9 protein-coding genes and 3 pseudogenes are annotated in these 14352 nt (G+C 38.5%); 9 read left to right on the top strand and 3 right to left on the bottom strand.

The features are described 5' to 3' along the window. The 3 genes and pseudogenes from ACFIJL_RS07095 to ACFIJL_RS07085 form a co-directional block, all read left to right on the top strand. Positions 1-329 (top strand): annotated as a pseudogene (locus ACFIJL_RS07095) (hypothetical protein); the annotation flags it as partial. Further along, the gene (locus tag ACFIJL_RS07090) at positions 326-733 is read left to right on the top strand and encodes a hypothetical protein (RefSeq protein ID WP_375623805.1); all 408 of its coding nucleotides are present in this window, start codon (positions 326-328) and stop codon (positions 731-733) included. The pseudogene ACFIJL_RS07095 and the gene ACFIJL_RS07090, both read left to right, overlap by 4 nt. A gap of 176 nt (positions 734-909) precedes the next feature. Then, positions 910-1269, top strand: a complete 360-nt coding sequence (locus ACFIJL_RS07085; RefSeq protein ID WP_375608402.1) for a hypothetical protein — start codon at positions 910-912, stop codon at positions 1267-1269. A 99-nt stretch (positions 1270-1368) separates the two neighbouring features. On the opposite strand, the pseudogene ACFIJL_RS07080 reads toward ACFIJL_RS07085, so the two are convergent. Together ACFIJL_RS07080 and ACFIJL_RS07075 are read right to left on the bottom strand one after the other, a co-directional pair. After that, positions 1369-1570: pseudogene (locus ACFIJL_RS07080) on the bottom strand (helix-turn-helix transcriptional regulator). Positions 1571-1777: 207 nt separating this feature from the next. Further along, a pseudogene (locus ACFIJL_RS07075) lies at positions 1778-2945 on the bottom strand (tyrosine-type recombinase/integrase). A 667-nt stretch (positions 2946-3612) separates the two neighbouring features. Here ACFIJL_RS07075 and ACFIJL_RS07070 point away from each other — a divergent pair. The 3 genes from ACFIJL_RS07070 to ACFIJL_RS07060 all read left to right on the top strand — a co-directional run bounded on the left by ACFIJL_RS07070 (position 3613) and on the right by ACFIJL_RS07060 (position 9276). Further along, a complete protein-coding gene (locus ACFIJL_RS07070; RefSeq protein ID WP_375623803.1) occupies positions 3613-5448 on the top strand; it encodes a porin in 1836 nt (611 codons plus the stop codon). 248 nt (positions 5449-5696) lie between these two features. Continuing rightward, entirely contained in the window at positions 5697-8612 is a 2916-nt protein-coding gene (ileS, locus tag ACFIJL_RS07065; protein WP_375623801.1) for an isoleucine--tRNA ligase, read from the top strand. A 178-nt stretch (positions 8613-8790) separates the two neighbouring features. Beyond that, complete coding sequence (locus ACFIJL_RS07060; RefSeq protein ID WP_375623799.1) at positions 8791-9276, top strand: hypothetical protein; 486 nt, start codon at positions 8791-8793, stop codon at positions 9274-9276. A 651-nt stretch (positions 9277-9927) separates the two neighbouring features. Here the strand turns inward: ACFIJL_RS07060 and ACFIJL_RS07055 are convergent. After that, positions 9928-10374, bottom strand: a complete 447-nt coding sequence (locus ACFIJL_RS07055) for a nucleoside deaminase (protein WP_375623797.1) — start codon at positions 10372-10374, stop codon at positions 9928-9930. A gap of 266 nt (positions 10375-10640) precedes the next feature. Between ACFIJL_RS07055 and ACFIJL_RS07050 the strand changes: the two genes are divergently transcribed. The 3 genes from ACFIJL_RS07050 to ACFIJL_RS07040 all read left to right on the top strand — a co-directional run bounded on the left by ACFIJL_RS07050 (position 10641) and on the right by ACFIJL_RS07040 (position 13465). Next, on the top strand, positions 10641-12041 hold the full coding sequence (locus ACFIJL_RS07050) for a pseudouridine synthase (protein ID WP_375623795.1): 1401 nt from the start codon (positions 10641-10643) through the stop codon (positions 12039-12041). Continuing rightward, entirely contained in the window at positions 12022-12588 is a 567-nt protein-coding gene (gene rsmD, locus ACFIJL_RS07045) for a 16S rRNA (guanine(966)-N(2))-methyltransferase RsmD (protein ID WP_375623793.1), read from the top strand. The genes ACFIJL_RS07050 and rsmD overlap by 20 nt, the downstream gene beginning before the upstream one ends. 427 nt (positions 12589-13015) lie before the next feature. After that, complete coding sequence (locus tag ACFIJL_RS07040) at positions 13016-13465, top strand: hypothetical protein (protein ID WP_375623791.1); 450 nt, start codon at positions 13016-13018, stop codon at positions 13463-13465. Positions 13466-14352: the final 887 nt, after the last annotated feature.

Raw genomic sequence — 14352 nt, 5'->3', positions numbered from 1 at the left:
AAAATTATATCTACATACAAGGTCATATGTTAGACCCCATTAGTACAGTGATTGGTTACAATTGGCCTACGGCTTATAAGGCACCTTTAAATCTAGATTTTTCACTTTTGGAGAAAGGTATAAAAAATCCTTTTTATATGACGATATTTGCAGCAAACAGTTTATTTACTATAGCAACTAATCCAATCAGAGAGATGGGGAGAGCGGTCTTGGGCCTTAATCCGAGCCCCCATAATTGTTATGCTGATGCGAGTCGTGAGTGTCAAATTAATTATGGTTCATTTGATTTTAACAAACTTTATTCAACGAGAACAGGGAACAAAAAATGAAAATGTTGTTTAATTTATTAAGCCTGCTCATTTTGTTAACGGTTGCTGGATGTGACATTGAAAACATTGATAAACCTCCTCGAGGAGAGACGGCTGTGTGGGAGAAGCTAGGAGCAGATTCTACGGAGGTAGGAAAAGCATTGCTAGAATGTGGTTTGCCACACCTTAATTATCTTGAGGATGAAGTTCAAAAGTTAAGCAACAATGAGAATGCAACGATTGATGCTTGCATGATCCAAGCAGGATTCCATTATAAAGGGAGAGCTAGCTGGTGCTCTCCTTTTAACGGTAGAGACCTTCCCATTTGTCAGCCTGGTGCTGTCATCCCGAAGAGAAGTGTCGAAAAGCGCTTAAACAGCCCTTTTTGTAAAAGAAGTCCAGTACAACCTGAATGCAAACCTTAAGTTTTGTTTGTGATGACCGACAATCCCCCCACTCACGTTTTTACATGCCTGTGCGGGATTGTTTCCTCAAGCAACCATTTCAATATTGTTCACCGTTGTTTAAACAGCGGTGACAAAAAATATCAACAAGCTTATGAGCTGTTTATTGTAAATAAATCCATTGAAAGAGGGGAATAATGAAGAAAATCTTAAAACTATTGAGTTGTATAGCTCTGTTAAGTATCACTGGATGTGTTAATTCAATTCCCTCACTTTCTCCAGCATTATGGAGAAATAAAATACTTTTAGAATGTGGAGTACCGGACCTTAATAAGGTTGTGGCGCTAGATTTGAATCAATTTGCCAGTATTGAAATGTGTATGGCGCAATCAGGTTTTCGCCCTAGCTTTACAATACAAGATTGGTGTGAGAACCATAAATCAGACAACCTTCCCATATGTCGTCCTGGTGCTGTCATGCCTCAGCGAAGTGTTGAGAGACGCTTAAATAGCCCTTATTGTAAAAAGCATTCAGAACAACTTGAATGCAAACCTTAGGTCTTGCTTCAGCAGAGAAAGCTTTGAATTTACACCAAATAAAGCTCTAGGTTGATGAGTTTGAGAAAGCCTTGTCCGTCCTTACGTGACAAGGTTTTTTTATGCCGCGTCGTTATAACGTTGCTGTTTTGCTTGCTCGATGACATTCAAAAGATCCGATTGTAACCAACGCGATAAAAAAACCAAATTTTAAAGGTTTTGGGAGAGAGCCATTGGTAACATGACGCCGGAATGTTGAGACACTCATATGAAGCAATTTTGCACTTTCACGGTCTGTCAAAAGAATATCATTTTCTGTCATACTAAAATCCTTTCACTATAAAAATGGTAACAAATCATAACCATTTATTAACCACATTTTGGTTCATTTTTGAAGGCATTTTATTTATAGAAAACAATATTTTATCATATAATTTCTGATGTAATACGTGATGAATCTTATTGAGAAAGAATGAGAGAGAAGAGAGCTAAAGTTATCCACAGATAATGGGGTTATTCACCCCATATTTTAGGTTTGACCCGTGACATAAGCCGCCCATTTATCCATATAAACGCGGCGCTGTTCTAGATAGTCAGTACGACGATAGGAGCGCTCTACTTGCCCTCCTACTGTATGACTTAGAATGGTTTCAGCGACCTCATAAGGGGCATCGGTTGTTTCAGCAAGCCAATCGCGTAAGCTAGAGCGAAAACCATGGGGGCAGGCTTCAAGCTTATTGTCTCTCATATATTGAGCCATACACTTCTCAGCGAGGGGACCGCGACCTTTAGCAGAAAAAAAGAAATCATTACGAGAAAGCAATCGTGCTTGTTTTAAAATGTCTAATGCTTCAGTTGATAAAGGCACGCGAAATTCTTTTGTTGTATCACGCTTGCCTTTCATATTTTCAGCAGGTATGGTCCATATATCCCCATCAATTTGATCTTTATGAATATGACGTAAAGGATTGGTACGAACACCTGTCAGAATAAGCAAACGCAAAGCCAGTTGTGTTATGGTTGATGCTTCACAGAGTGTTTTATAAAAAGCCGGAACCTCTCTCCAATCCATGGCTGGTCTATTAGTGACCTTATGGCGTTGTTTTCCTAAGAGAGCGCGTGCTTTTTCTGTTTCTTGTAAATCAACATTCAATCCTAAGGCAGCCGCATGTTTGAGACAAAGATTGAGACGAATAAGAGCTCTATTAGCTGTTCCAGCTTTTGTATGCCAAATAGGGGCAAGGGTATCGCGTATCTCTGTTTGGGTAATCTCTGAAACGGGCAGACAGCCTAATTTAGGGAGAATATGGAGGCGTAAATGTAAAAACCAATTACAAGACTCACCATCATTTTTTAATTCAGCTTTACGGCTTTCAAAAGCATCTAGAGCAATATCTTTTAAATAATGGAGATTGCGCATTGCCTCACGCTTTTGTTTGTTGCGTTCTTTAATAGGGTCACGCCCCTCACGTAAAACAGAGCGCCACCCAGTTGCCAATTCACGGGCTTGTTTTAAAGAAACATCTCGCAAGGCACCCAAGCCCATTTCACAGCGCCGACCATGAATGGTATAACGATAAAGCCATTGAGCACTACCATCTTTACGCTTATGAAGAAGCAAGCCGGTACCATCACTATATTTACCAGCTCGTGGGTGTTGCGACAGCCCTTGCATTAAGACGATTCATAAGAACCATTTTTACTCCTTTCTTGTACAATTTTTATCCACACACTCATCCCGCTTGTTATGTACAAGCGAGTGGTTTTGATTGATTCAAGATAAATGGATTTGAAATGATAGAATCCTACAGTATTAGTTTTTTCATTCAATATGAAAACAATAAGTTATCATTATAAATCAAAGTGATGCATGATGAAGATGTTTATGCAAAGAATCTAAAAGTTTTTTTGCGAGAGTTTGAATAAGTCCTTTGTTTTTCTTAATTTTAGATACAAAATATTATTGCTAAAGCACAAAAGGTAGATCAGCTGGTAAATAGATGAAACTTTGATGGGGACTGGTTTTTAAAAAGGTAATATTTGATTTCACTGTTTGCGCTGACATTGATTTTGCAATAACAGATAATAGTTTATTGCATGCAGAATGCTGTTATTCAGATTTCGGTAAAAAGAAATTTATAAAGAATATTATCATTAACAGTTATGCGAAAATTTAATGAAAATGAATCCAACTTTATTTTAGTGTAATTTAGTTTACAAATTCTCATTGAATGTAGAATTAAAAGTTTAAGAAGCCTTATTTTCAAAAATTCTTTATTTTTTTGTGAGTGTGTCATTTTTGCTACAGATCTTTCAAAAAAGATACTCTATATACATTTCATTTTGGATATTTGGAGAGACTTTATGAATACAAAACGTTTAATAACGGCTTCTATTTTTTCTTTAATTTCAGCGTCTACAGCGCTAGCTGCTGATGTTATGATTCCTCATCAGCCAGCATCATCGACTTCTTCTACCATTGTCGCGCCTACTTTTTCATGGACAGGTCTTTATTTAGGTGTCCAAGTGGGTGGTTTTTCGAGCAAAGCTGATATGGCTCTTGTCGGTCAAGAAAAGAGTTTACCACTGGATAAAGAGTTCTCTCCTAAACTTTCAGGTTTTGCAGGTGGTTTTTATGCAGGTTCTAATATTGATCTCGGTGATAACTTTATTTTTGGTATCGATACGGATTTAATGATATCTGGAAAAAAACACACAAAGACAATCACCATAGGTGCAGCTGATAACACTACAGTAGAAAATGCAGTCGTAAGATCCCGCAGATCCGCAAGCCTACAAACACCTCAAGCACCACAAGCAGCAATAGGAACACAAGCACAAACACAAGCACCAAAAGCCGCTTCAGGAGCACCTGTAGGTACAGGAACTATAACAGGAGGGAATCAAACAGCAGGATCCGCGTCAGAACAATCGGCTGCAACGCAATCTAGTCAAGCACCAGCTAAACCAGTAACTGCAGTTCAACCGTCACGAGCAGGAGCAGCACAATCAAATCAAGCAGCAACAACTGGAAATTCTAGCAATGTTAATGCAACACAAACAGTGGCTGTGGAGGTAAAAAATCCAGTAGTTCCAACATCACCATCAAAAACGCCATCTGAATCGCCGGTAGCACAATCAGCCTCCTCTAGACAGACGGTTAGATTAGTGCAATTGCCATCGTCTTCATTGGGAAGATCAAATACAGGAGGGACATCGGTAGGTGTGGTAAGTCGATCACAGCCAGTTGCATCTAAATCCTCCTCCCCCGACGCAGGGGGTAGAACACCAGAGCGGTCAGCATCGCTCTCATTGGCAAGATCAGCTATAGGAGGTCAGTTATCAGGGGGAAGGGCAAGTGAAGGGACAGTGTCTGAAAAACCAGTTGCTATAAAAACCGCGTCTTCTACCTCATCAACAGTATCAGGCGCAAGTCAGCCAGCAGCAAAAGCACCCACATCGGAACAATCATCAAAAGAAAAAACAGTACCGAGCGCACCACTTGTACTCGCGAGATCAGGATCATCCTCTGGTTCAGAGACAAAAGTTTCTAATGGAACAAGCGGAGCCCAACAGGGAGGTCATCATAGTTCTTCCCATGGTAGCGGAAATGCTAATTCGTATGGTGCATCTCATGCAGGTGGGCATGGTTCTGGCGCTCATGCGCATGGTGCTAATCCACATGCTTCTCGTTCTCATGGTGGACAGAATATGGCTGGACACGGTGCACAAAGTACACAAGCGGTGGATAAGAACGATTCCAGTGTATATGGTATAGAACAAATAAAAAAGATGGCTTCTGAACTTGGTCTTGATCAAGAGGATGCAGTTGAAACTTTAAGTCATACTTTCAAGCAAAATTGGGGTGGTGCTACACGGGTCCGTATTGGTTTTGCTGCTGATCGCTTTATGCCTTATCTTGCTGGTGGTATTGCTTATGGGCAATTCCAAGACACTATATCAGTATCCGTTAAGGATGAGGATGGAAGAGTCGTTTCTTCTAAGAACTTAGCTGATGAAACAAAAACCATGATTGGTTACACACTTGGTGGTGGCGTTGATTTCTCGCTTCTGGATAATGTGATTGTACGTGCAGAATATCGTTACTCTGATTTTGGTAAAAAGAAATTTGTAAAGGAAAAACTTGAAATTAACTACAAAACCAATGATTTCCGTGTTGGTGTAGCTTATAAATTCTAATTTTTTAAAGAGTAAATTTCTAAAAGGCTCCACTGTCAGTGGAGCCTTTATTTTTTTAAAGATCACTTTTTGGTTTCTTTTCTTGTGAATTTCGTGATAAAGCCCATAAAGTGTGATGATATATTTTCTTGATCGCTGCTTAATACGAATGATAAGCTCGGCTTTCCCTATAGATAAAAACCAGAGTTGCAGGGTTCAGGGAAGTTATGCAAAAGTAAACTCGTAAAAGTGGACAGGAATATTTCACAATGACTGTGAAAAATGAAACAATAGATTATTCAAAAACTCTTTATCTCCCACAGACAAATTTTCCCATGCGTGCAGGTCTTCCGCAAAAAGAACTTGAATTGATGGCGCATTGGGAAAATATAGGGCTTTATGCGCAATTGCGCCAACAAGCAAAAGATCGTCCATTTTATATTCTTCATGATGGTCCACCTTATGCAAATGGCCATATTCATATCGGGCATGCTTTAAATAAAGTTCTAAAAGATGTGGTTGTTCGTTCATTTCAAATGCGCGGTTTTAATGCAAATTATGTTCCTGGTTGGGATTGCCATGGGCTTCCAATTGAATGGAAAATTGAAGAAAAATATCGCGCACAAGGAAAAAATAAGGACGAGGTACTTCTTAACGAGTTTCGTCAAGAATGCCGTGAATTTGCACAACATTGGGTAACCGTTCAAAGCGAAGAATTTAAACGCCTTGGTGTTGTGGGAGATTTTAACACGCCTTACACTACAATGGCTTTTCATGCAGAAGCACGTATTGCTAGTGAATTGATAAAATTTGCTATGTCAGATCAGATTTATCGTGGTTCCAAGCCGGTGATGTGGTCTGTTGTGGAACGTACGGCTTTGGCAGAGGCTGAGATTGAATATCATGATCATGAATCAGAGGTGCTTTGGGTTAAGTTTCCTGTTTTTGAAGCAAATTCTGATGATTTATATGGTGCTCATGTCGTCATTTGGACAACAACACCGTGGACAATTCCAAGCAATCGTGCAGTGAGTTATTCTTCGCAAATTTCTTATAGTATTTACGAAGTTGAAAGTGCTGAAAATGATTTTGGTCCTCAAGTGGGAGAAAAGCTTCTCTTTGCAGACGCTTTAGCGATGAGTTGTGCAGAAAAAGCCAAACTTGTTTTGAAGCATTTGCGTGTTATTTCTTCTGAAGAATTGAAAGCTCTTGTTCTTTCTCATCCACTCAAAGGTTTAGCTGGAGGGTATAATTATAAAATTCCATTGCTTGATGGTTCGCATGTAACAGAGAGTGCTGGTACGGGTTTTGTCCATACAGCACCAAGCCATGGGCGTGAGGACTTTGAAATTTGGAATGATTATAAGTCTTTACTGGAGCAGGCGGGGATTGATTCATCTATACCGTTTCCTGTTGATGATGCAGGGTTCTATACGAAAGATGTTCCAGGCTTAGGACCAGATCGTGAAGGAGGACCTGCACGTGTTATTGATGATAATGGAAAAATGGGTGATGCCAATAAAGAGGTCATTAACGCTTTAATTAAAGCAGATCGATTGTTTGCACGGGGGCGTTTAAAGCATTCCTATCCCCATAGTTGGCGTTCGAAAAAACCCGTTATTTTTCGCAATACACCGCAATGGTTTATTTCAATGGATAAAGATCTTGGGGATGGTTCAACTTTACGCAGTCGGGCTTTGGAGGCTGTTTCAAAAACGCGTTTTGTACCACCTTCTGGGCAAAACCGCCTAGCCTCTATGATAGAAGATCGTCCTGATTGGGTTCTTTCTCGTCAGCGTTCTTGGGGAGTTCCTATTTGTATTTTTGCGAATGAGGATGGTGTTATTCTAAAAGATGAAGGTGTGAACGAGCGTATTTTACGGGCTTTTGAAGCAGAAGGGGCAGATGCATGGTTTGCTGAAGGAGCACGTGAACGTTTTTTAGGTGAGCGTGCACATGAGCCTTGGATACAGGTTTATGATATTTTGGATGTTTGGTTTGATTCTGGAGCAAGCCATAGCTTTGTGTTAGAAGATCGGGCTGATTTGAAATGGCCTGCTGATGTTTATTTTGAAGGTTCAGATCAACATCGCGGATGGTTCCAATCTTCTCTTTTGGAAAGCTGTGGTACGCGTGCTTGTTCTCCCTATAAAGCCGTGATCACACACGGTTTTACTTTGGATGAGAATGGTAAGAAAATGTCTAAATCTTTAGGCAATACGGTTGTTCCGCAAGAGATCATTAAAACATCTGGAGCTGATATTTTTCGTCTCTGGGTTATGACAACTGATTATTGGGAAGATCAGCGTTTAGGCAAAAAAATACTTCAAACAAATGTGGATTCATATCGTAAACTACGCAATGCAATTCGTTGGATGCTTGGAACTTTAGCACATGATGATGGAGAAGAAATATCTTATGGTGCACTGCCGGATCTTGAAAGATTTATATTGCATAGGCTTTTTGAACTTGATCAGTTAATTAATCGCGCTTATGATGAATTTGATTTTAAAAAGATTATGCGTGCATTATTGGATTTTTCAATCATTGAGTTATCGGCATTTTATTTTGATATCCGCAAGGATTCTCTTTATTGTGATGCGCCTTCATCAAAAAAACGCAAGGCCTCCTTGCAGGTTGTCCGTGAGATTTTTGAGCGTATGGTAACATGGCTTGCTCCAATGTTGCCTTTTACAATGGAGGAAGCTTGGTTAGAGCGTTATCCAGAAAGCCAATCGGTGCATTTGGAACAATTTCGCTCTGTACCAGAAGAATGGCAAAACCAATCTTTGGCTGAGCGTTGGAAAAAAATTCGGCAGGTCCGTAAAGTTGTGACAGGTGCTTTAGAGCTTGAACGTGCTAATAAGCGTATTGGATCCTCTTTGGAAGCAGCGCCTATTGTTTTTATTTCCAATCCGGTTTTACGAGAGGCATTAGAAAATGTGGATATGGCGGAGATCTGTATTACCAGTGCTCTAACAATTACGCAAGATACAATGCCTTCCGATGCTTTTACTTTGAGTGATGTTGAAGGTGTTGGTGTATATCCAAAGAAGGCGTTGGGAAAAAAATGTGCTCGATCATGGCGTTATACACAAGATGTTGGGAGTGATCTAGCTTATCCCGATGTATCTGCCCGTGATGCTGCTGCTTTGAGGGAACTACTGATTCTTGGTAAGATTTAAAACTTTAAATCAAGGGAAAGAAATGCAAGTATATTTCTCGTATTGATGAATATAGTTTTTTGTGGTACGAAATAAATTCCGTTGTTTTATCTGCAGGGGGGGAAATTTGTATATGGACCGTTCTCTCATAAATAACGGGAATATTAATCAGCCATATACTTAGGAAATGGGATAAGCAGTGAGAAAATGTGAAGTAAAAATATTTCCAATAGGAATTTTGGGTATATGCTTTGTTTTAACGGGATGTAATGCGCCTACCTATGGTACCAATAAACCAGTTTCGATACAGTTTTTTGAAGATGTTGCTAATATTACTTCATTAACACCAACAAATAATAGCAGCCAGATTGTTATGAAACCTCATCCAAAACTTATAATACCAAGCCCTAGTTCACGCAGATTTTTGCCGGTACCACAACAGGATAGATCTGTCAATGAAATGGCAGCATCGAAGAAGCATCAAGGAAATACTCCTTTTCCTCACAAAGGATCGTCAGTTAATGGCGTTGGTTCAGAAAACTCTTCACAGTTGAATGCGAAGCAACGACAGGAATATTTACGTCGTCAGAGAGCACAAGTTGGAAGTTCAAAATACCGTCGTTATCTCACTGAACCACCTTTAAGTTATCGCCAACCAGCAAAAACCGCACCTATTGGTCGATAGGGGAAAGACAAAATATTTAAAGTAAAGTATTTTTCCGATTACTTATGATACCAAGCTCTCATTCGCGCACAGTTATAATGCTGCTGTAGGAGGGGTGTTATTCTCATGAAATAGTAATATGACAACAACATCGAGAGAGTCCTTATGCGTTTCCTAACAAGAAACATTTCTTAAGCTTATTTTACAACATTGCTCATGTAGATAGTATAACGTAGAATCGATAGTGCTCTAACCATCTTTATTCTTATAAAGAAATAAGCCTTATATTTTCCAGCTCGTGGGTGTTGCTACAGCCTTTGGCACTTGAACGGTTCAGAAGAGGCATTTTTATTCCTTTTTTATGCAATTTTTTCCTACACATAAGCCTCGCTTGTGACACGTGTGAGCAAATGATTCTCACTTGAATCAATATGAGATGATTTATGATGAGAAAATCTTACGATATTCGGGGTTATGATTCAAGTTGAAAAATGATAATTTATCATTATAAATCAATGTATTGTGTAATAGATGCAATATGCAGTATTAAAAGAGTGTGAGAGAAAAAGTGTTTCAAAATAGCTTTTGCTATATATATCAGAAGAATTAATAGTCTTTTTTGAGAAGTAGGATAATTTTTAAAGAGTGAAAGTTATGGAAGAAGAATTGTTTTTAGTATCGCTTTTGTACAAAAAAATCTTTAAGTAATTGAGCAGCTTCTTTTTCTTTAAAACCAGAATAAATCTCCGGTTTGTGATGACAGGTTGGTTGCTGATAAAAGCGTGGACCATTTTCTATAGCTCCCCCTTTGGGATCATTTGTTGCGTAATAGAGACGTCGTATGCGTGCAAATGAAATGGCAGCGGCACACATAGCACAAGGCTCAAGTGTTACATAAAGATCGCAATCTGGAAGCCTTTCGCTTTGCAATCTTTCGCAAGCCATACGGATTGCGCGTATTTCTGCGTGTCCTGTAGGGTCATATGCAGATTTGATAAAGTTACCAGCGCGTGCAATGATAGCCTTTCCGCGTGTAATGACAGCACCTACGGGAATTTCATCTTTTTTTGCAGCCTCTTGTGCTTCTAAAAGGGCTATTTCCATGGGCGTCAAAGTCATAATATTCTTTCTACTGAAGGTATAGAAAATCTAAAGGTTTTTCGATAGGGAATGCTATGGAGTAAATAATTTATTACGCTTTTATAATGAAAAGAATACCTCTATTTTTTAAGTGTTTAAAAAAACTTGCAAGTCGGCAGATACATTATTGTCGTTAAAGGATAGAAAATGATAAATGATTATGCTACTTCCTCTTTCAGAATAAGCGGTATGGTGCATGTGAATAGTTTTCTGAACATACTTGCAAAGATTGGTTTGAAACGCAAATGAATGAAAATAATGAGAGTGAACGGATTGCTAAAAGGTTAGCGCGTGCTGGTGTTGCTTCGCGTCGAGATGCAGAAATGATGATTGTTGCAGGTCGTGTTTCTGTGAATGGTGCAGTTGTGACAACGCCTGCTTTTAATGTTAGTCGCTCTGATGTTATTAAAGTTGACGGCAAACCTTTACCTCCTATAGAACGAACGCGTTTATGGCTTTACCATAAGCCAGCAGGCCTTGTTACCACGAACCGTGATCCTGAAGGTAGACCTACAGTCTTTAGTAATTTACCAAAAGGAATGCCGCGAGTTCTTTCTGTTGGAAGGCTTGACATTAACACGGAAGGCCTTTTGCTTTTAACCAATGATGGTGGCTTAGCGCGCGTATTAGAGCTTCCTGTAACGGGGTGGGTCCGCAAATATCGTGTCCGTGCTCATGGAAGAGTAAAGCAGAGCGCGTTGGATAACCTTAAAAATGGTATTGCGATTAATGGTATTTTCTATGGTTCAATTGAAGCATCAATTGAACGCGAACAAGGGTCGAATATATGGCTTTCTGTTGCTTTGCGAGAAGGAAAAAATCGTGAAATAAAGAATGTTTTAGGGGCATTGGGATTATCAGTTAATCGATTAATACGTGTATCTTATGGTCCATTTCATCTCTCTGATTTAGAAGAAGGAGCCGTGCAAGAGTTAAAAGGGCGGATGTTACGAGATCAGTTGGGGGAGCGTTTGATTATGCAAGCCAATGCAGATTTTGATGCTCCTATTCTTAAACCATTTTCAAATTCTGCAGTTGTTGCAGAAAAGCAAAGCCAGAAAGATCTTTCTGTTGCAAATGATGGTTGGGTTTTCTCAAGTGAAAGGGCGATACGACGCCGACCAAGAGATGGTTCTGTTGAACATAGTCGCGCACGATTAAGTACAAAGTCTCATGAGAATGTAAAGAAGGAGAAAAGTGAAGAAGGAAAAGCAGAGCGTTTTCTACCGCGTTCTCGCCGAGCTAATGTTTGGATGGCTCCTGGTGCACGTCCGCAAAGTGCACGTAGAAAGCCTTCCTATAGTGAGGAGAAATCGCATGATCATAAGAGCGATTTGGATGGTAGAAAGTCCTTTCATCGAGGCAAGGAAAAGCTAAAAGAAAGTCCATCACACAAAGAGAAGAGGGAAAGTTTTGTTCAAAAGCGTGGCAAAATATCTTATGACGAGACGCCTCTCTTTGGTAAGAAAGATCGCTTTTTAAAGGATAAAGAGAAAATGATAAAAGGTGGTCATGATGAGCATTCTTTTGAGAGAAAGAAAAAGGTAAAGTCGTTTGGTGGTGCTATGAAGAAATCTAAACCACATAGGGACGGTGCAAAAACTTCGAAGAGATTTGGAGGTTTCCGTGCGGATCATAGGCGGTAAATTTGCTGGGCGTGTTTTGTTTTCGCCTGTTAATCAGTCGATTCGCCCAACGAGTGATCGTACACGTGAAAGCCTTTTTAATATTCTTTCTAGCCGTGAAGAACAATTTTGGACCAATAAACGCATTCTTGATCTTTTTGCTGGTACGGGTGCTTTAGGCATCGAAGCACTTTCACGTGGAGCAAAGGCTGCTGTTTTTGTTGAAAACTCGGTTGAGGGGCGTGGGGTGCTTCAAAAAAATATAGAAGCCCTTGAATTACAGTCGATAGGGCGGATTTTGCGTCGAGATGCAACCAAACTTGGTAATATTGGAACAATGCTTCCATTTGATGTTATCTGCGCTGATCCTCCTTATAGCCGTTGTTTAGGTGAACGCGCTTTTGTAGAAGCTTTGCGAGGAGGGTGGGCAAAAGCTGATACACTCTTCATACTTGAAGAAAAGAAAGATAAAATGATTCATTTACCTGACGTCTTTTATCTAGACGATGAGCGCTTTTATGGTGAGACAGCAATACGTCTCTATAAATTACGATCGCTTACATCTTGAGAAAGTTCTTGTTTTTATCGGGTAGAATGAAAAAATGCTTTTTCTCCAATAGGATATATATTCCTCGATAATAGTTATGATCTTTTTTGTCTAATTTCTTTCTGCTATACCTTAATCATCACATTTCATCAGCCGTTGAAAGCTTTAAGCTATGCGGTCTGCATTGATATCTTATATGGTGCGTAACTTCTATTTTTTGTTATTGTCTAAACTTAAAAAAGATATTTTGTTTAGTATTGAAAATATTGTTCATTTATCCTGAATATTTGTGTGTTTAGTTTAGTAATATCGCTTGTTGATTTAATCATTACATATTAAGTAAATCTGAGAGTATTAAGTATCTTATCGTTGTGCAGCTTTAAGGATACTTTTTTATATTATTCTTTATCACTAAAGATAAGTAATTTGTAAAAAGGGGGAGATTATCATGTTTAATTGGATATATAGTGAAGAGATTAGTACAGAAGCAAGTGCTGAGCAAATTTGGGCTATATGGGAAGATGTGGCATCATGGCCTTGCTGGGATAGTGAACTTGAGTGGGTAGAACTTTCTGGTGCTTTTAAAGTAGGAGCTGTAGGGCAAATGAAACCTAAAAAAGGACCTACAGTAACTTTTACACTTGATAAAGTTATAAAAAATGTTTGTTTTTCTGATTATGCTAAACTTCCTTTTACACGTATGAGTTTTAATCATGAATATATTTGTTCAACAAAAACTGGTTCTTCAAATAACAAAATTCGTCATACTGTAACCATGTCTGGTTTACTTGCTCCTTTATTTGGAATGATTATTGGATCAAAAATTAAGTTACATCTTCGGGATGCAATGATTGAAATGAGTAGACGTGCTCTTACTGAAAACAAAAGCATTTTGTAAGGGGGTGCATTTATAAAGAAGTTAATACCTTAAAAAAAGGTGCAGAAATTATAACTTATTATTAGAATGGAATCAGTTATGAGTATACGGCAAACCAATGAGCTACGGAGCATTTTTTAGTTAGCTGTTGAAATCGAGTCAAATCATCTGAGAAAATTAATTTTGCACCAAAGATCTTATGAAATTCATTGAATTTTTTTATATATAAAAGCTTATAAGATGCTCTCTTCATTGAAAATGAGAAAGTTTCAGAAGTTTATTACTTCTCTTATGATGTAGGCCGATATTGTCATGATATTTGCCTGTTTCTAATGTTGCAATATTTTTTGCATTTGAAAGCTTACAAGATAATTTCTTTGATTACTTTTAAATATAAAAATGAGTTCTTTATGATATTACGTCCATTAGGGTAAAGAAGTTTATGACTGCTCATTTTGTTGAAACCATAATGGAAGGAAATATTTTTTACTCTGTTTAAGTTTTGTTTCATTTACAAGAGTGCCGTCTCATTATGAGAGAGTTTATAGAAGCAAAGAAGTGTATACAAATATAAGGCATTTTCTTGATTCTTGCTTGGAAATTAAAGAATGCTATAGGAAAGATATGAGGTAAGTTTTTTACTACCCAGAGGAAGAAAAACCTGTGATTTAGATCATTTTATGCTTTTTGAATTTTTGAGGATCTTGACTGAAATTCAAGTGTTATTGCTAGGTCTTTTGTTGATTGCCAAGTTTTCGGTTGTTTTGATTGTCAGTATAGATTTGGCTTCTAAAATGATAAGATCCTATGAGAAATCTTGAAACGAAAGAGATTTTATGGCATATTACATCTTTTCATAAAGAAGCTAAAAGGAAAATGATTTAATGCATTAAGAGAAAAAGAATGCA

The sequence above is a fragment of the Bartonella sp. TT119HLJHH genome (genome assembly GCF_042193385.1).
Lineage (GTDB): Bacteria > Pseudomonadota > Alphaproteobacteria > Rhizobiales > Rhizobiaceae > Bartonella.
The sequence above is the reverse complement of the archived record's forward strand: the minus strand, read 5'-3'. Positions and strand labels throughout refer to the sequence as shown.

Coding starts and splice junctions, on each gene's coding strand:
- ACFIJL_RS07090 (WP_375623805.1), top strand. CDS start 326: ATGAAAATGTTGTTTAATTTATTAAGCCTGCTCATTTTGTTAACGGTT.
- ileS (WP_375623801.1), top strand. CDS start 5,697: ATGACTGTGAAAAATGAAACAATAGATTATTCAAAAACTCTTTATCTC.
- ACFIJL_RS07050 (WP_375623795.1), top strand. CDS start 10,641: ATGAATGAAAATAATGAGAGTGAACGGATTGCTAAAAGGTTAGCGCGT.
- ACFIJL_RS07070 (WP_375623803.1), top strand. CDS start 3,613: ATGAATACAAAACGTTTAATAACGGCTTCTATTTTTTCTTTAATTTCA.
- ACFIJL_RS07085 (WP_375608402.1), top strand. CDS start 910: ATGAAGAAAATCTTAAAACTATTGAGTTGTATAGCTCTGTTAAGTATC.
- ACFIJL_RS07040 (WP_375623791.1), top strand. CDS start 13,016: ATGTTTAATTGGATATATAGTGAAGAGATTAGTACAGAAGCAAGTGCT.
- ACFIJL_RS07055 (WP_375623797.1), bottom strand. CDS start 10,374: ATGACTTTGACGCCCATGGAAATAGCCCTTTTAGAAGCACAAGAGGCT.